The following is a 3,291-nucleotide window of genomic DNA, read 5'->3' on the forward strand; positions in this document are numbered from 1 at the left end:
GCGCCACCTGGCGCAACACCGGCGCGACCGCCTGGAGCTTGCCCATCTGTCCGACGAGGCCGACGAGGTCGGCGACGCGGGCCGCTAGGTCCCGCCGGTCGCGCTCCAGCATCGATAGGCCGATGGTCGAGGCGGCCAGGCGCCCGTCGGTCGCCCCGCCGACGACGAGGGCTTTCTTCTCGGCGATCTCCCCGTCGATGTCGCGGACGAAGCCGCGGCTCGTGCCGACGCTCTCGCGGGCGATGCGCAGGGCCTCGGCCCCGGCCCGGAGCTTGGTCCGCACGGCGACGAGGTCGTGGCAGCGGCGACGCAGTTCGGCGGTCGCCGCGCGGGCCTCGTGGATGCCGGAGGCGAGCACCGCGTCGGCCCAGGATTCGTAGCGCCCGGCGAGGCGCTTCAGCCGCGCGAGCTTGACCTCCAGCTCCTCGATCGTCTCCAGCAGGCGGCGCCAGTTCTCCACCGATTGCCGGACGCGGGCGACGTCGAGCGGTTCAGGATCGAGGACGAAGCTGCGCACGAAGGCGCTCGAATCGAAGATCGGCTTGAACGCGACGGCGTTCGAGAACGTGCGCAGGAAGTGGCGCGGGTCAGGCGCGGGCGCGCCTTCGCGAAGCGTCGCCAGCACTTCCGCCGTGAAGCGCTCGCCCGACGAGCGGAACTCCTCGAAGCGCTCGGTGCGCACCCGCAGGTCCTTGGCGATCTCGGTCCAGGGCGCGGTGAAGCTGCCCTCGGAATTGGTGCGGAGGTAGTCGCCGATCTCGAAGCGGTGGCCGGTGGCGATGAAGCGGGAGAGCACCTCCTCCTTCTGGTCGCTCGCGCGCGCCGCCAGAGCCAGCCCGAACGAGACCGTGCGCCCGGTCGCCGCGTTCTCGAACACTAGGGCGATGACGGTCTCGCAGGCCTCGCGCGTCGGGCGGCCGCCCTCGGCCGGATCGCTGATCCAGCCGAGGCAATAGTCGCGCACGGTGCGCGCGCTGCGGCCCGAGGCCGAGGCGTTCAGGGCGAGCCGGCTTGCGTTGTTGCCGGCGAGCACCGTGCCGACCGCATCGAAGATCGTCGACTTGCCGGCCCCCGTCGGCCCGACGAGCGCCGCCGCGCCCCGAATCCGGATTTGCTCGCGCCGGATGAGATACCAGTTCGAAAGGGCGATGTCGGTGAGACGGTACACCGGGGGCGGGTCCGATCCGGGTGAGAGGGCGCCCAGTTGGCCAACCGCGCGGGCAGACGCAAGGGCGCCCGCACCACGCACGACGGCGCCCGCACCGGTTTTCGGTGTAGAGCGGGACCGAAGGTCCCTCGATCCCGAGGGCGCGGGCACGGCGACCATGACATCGAGGGTGCATCGGACGGGTTCTCGGTGGGCCTCGAAGCTCGGTCTTTGGTCTCTCATCGGCCTCGCGCTGGCGTCGTCTGCGGCGGCGGCCGTGTGCAGTTCGACCGATCGGGGCCGGGGCACCGACGTGGTGCTGCTCGCCGGACAGTCGAACATGGTTGGGTTCGGCCTCGGCTTCGACGCGACCCTCGACGGCATGCCCGATCCCCGCATCGTCCAATGGAGCCAGGCCGGCAGCCGGGGCCGGATCCTGCCTGCGATCGATCCGCTCCTGCATCCCGGCCCGGCCGCGGGGCGGGTCGGCCTGGGGTTGAGCTTCGCCCGCGCCTACATCGCCACGCGCCCGCCGGGCCGCCGCATCCTGCTCGTACCCGCGGCCGTCGGCGGCACCGGGTTCGCCAACGGCCACTGGAACCCCGGCGACGATCTGTTCGAGGGCGCGGTGCGGCGGACACGGGCCGCACTCGACGCGGCGCCGAACGCGTGCCTCGCCGCGATTCTCTGGCACCAGGGCGAGGCCGACGCCGGCGCCTTGTCCGGTCCGGACTACGCCGCCCGGCTCGCCCGCACCGTCGCCGCTTTCCGCGCCCGCATCGGCGGCGCGCGCCAGGTGCCGTTCGTGACAGGCGGTTTCGAGCCGGACTGGGTGACGTCGAGCCCGGCACGGCTCGCGATCCTCGATGCGCTCGCGCATCTTTCCGACGCCGTCGCGCTGACGACCAACGTCTCCGCGGACGGACTCGCCGGCAACGCGGGCGACAGGATCCACTTCGATGCCGCCTCGCAGCGTATCCTCGGGCGACGCTACTTCGAGGCCTTGCGCACGCTCGTTCCCCCGCCGCACGCGGAGAGGCCCTGACCCTTACGCCTCACCGGCCTCCAACCACGCGCGAAGCCGGTCGAGCCACGCATCTGAGGCAAGCACGAGGATGCCGGGCAGCACGCTCACCGGGGTGACGCGCTCGGCCCGGTCGCGCTCGCCCAGCCGGAGGCCGCCGCGGCGGGCGACGAGACGGAGGATCTCGATCAGCCGCGTCTCCTCCGGCGGGTCGTTGCGGGCTGCGGTGCGGATGCGCTCGGTGACGTCGTCGGTGGTGGCCTCGACCAGGCCGTCTGTGGAAACGCGGTGGTCGCGCAGGCCCTCCTCGTAGATCAGGCGCAACGCCAGCAGCACCAGGGTCTCGTCCTTGCGCAGGCGCTCGGCGACGATGTCGTGGCGCGGCCCGTCCGGCGCGAGGGTCAGCGAAACCATCTGGTCGCGGTGGGAAACGGTCAGCGCGTAGCCGAGGCAGGCGAAGTAGTCGGTGAAGAACGGCGCATAGTGCCGGGCGAGCTCGTAGCTGCGGCCGATGCCGGGGGTGTTCGAATAGATCACCTGGCCCTTCAGCAGCACCGCGAGCGCCCGGGTCAGCTCCTCCACGTCGGGCGCACGGGCGCCGGGCGGCGGCGTCTCCTCGCCGTCGATGATGGCGCGGAACGGCTCAAGCATGCCGATTCCCTGCGGGTCGGTCGCCCGCATGCCGATCGCTAGAGGTGCGGCGGATGACGAAGTCGGGGCAATCGAGCCACCCGTTCGAGAGGCGCCCCTCCACCCGCGACACGGCGTAACGGGTGCCGAGGGCGCCCTCGAACAGCACGTCGATCTCGCGCAGGCGCTGGAACACCACGAAGGCGTCGACGTCGGCCACCGCGATCGCCGAGCCGCGCAGAGTCCCGTCCAATCCGAGATGGCGGTCGAGGAAGGCGGTCATCGTTTCCGCCGTCACGGTGGTGCGCCGGCGGTAGGCGGCCTTCGCCTCGACGAAGGCCTCGATCGCCGGATCGATCTCGAAATCCGGCAGCGCCTCCAGCTCGATCGGCGCCTTGCGCCCGCGCGGGATCGACAGGTGCGGCGTGCCGATCGGCGGCCGCAGGAGCGATATCGCCGGCGCCACGTCCGGCGCGCCCGCGGCCGCGCC

The 3,291-nt window shown here is 72.3% G+C and carries 4 protein-coding genes; 1 reads left to right on the forward strand and 3 read right to left on the reverse strand.

What is annotated here, in order from left to right; all coding sequences use genetic code 11:
• The coding region (locus FV222_RS20890) for an ATP-binding protein (protein WP_281406901.1) at positions 1-1,168 on the reverse strand (1,168 nt) is incomplete at its 3' end.
• Between the two features lie 295 nt (positions 1,169-1,463).
• Between FV222_RS20890 and FV222_RS20895 the strand changes: the two genes are divergently transcribed.
• Positions 1,464-2,192, forward strand: coding sequence for a sialate O-acetylesterase (locus FV222_RS20895; protein ID WP_187277404.1), 729 nt, complete (start codon positions 1,464-1,466; stop codon positions 2,190-2,192).
• Positions 2,193-2,195: 3 nt separating this feature from the next.
• Here FV222_RS20895 and FV222_RS20900 read toward each other — a convergent pair whose 3' ends face one another.
• A complete protein-coding gene (locus FV222_RS20900) occupies positions 2,196-2,822 on the reverse strand; it encodes a DUF4194 domain-containing protein (protein WP_147762693.1) in 627 nt (208 codons plus the stop codon).
• On the reverse strand, positions 2,815-3,291 hold a 477-nt coding region (locus FV222_RS20905; RefSeq protein ID WP_246685579.1), incomplete at its 5' end, for a Wadjet anti-phage system protein JetA family protein. The genes FV222_RS20905 and FV222_RS20900, both read right to left, overlap by 8 nt.

Source organism: Methylobacterium sp. WL103 (genome assembly GCF_008039885.1).
GTDB lineage: Bacteria > Pseudomonadota > Alphaproteobacteria > Rhizobiales > Beijerinckiaceae > Methylobacterium > Methylobacterium cerastii.

What these genes read in the sequence shown, in the direction of transcription:
- FV222_RS20900 (WP_147762693.1), bottom strand. Translation starts at nt 2,822, where the DNA reads ATGCTTGAGCCGTTCCGCGCCATCATCGACGGCGAGGAGACGCCGCCG.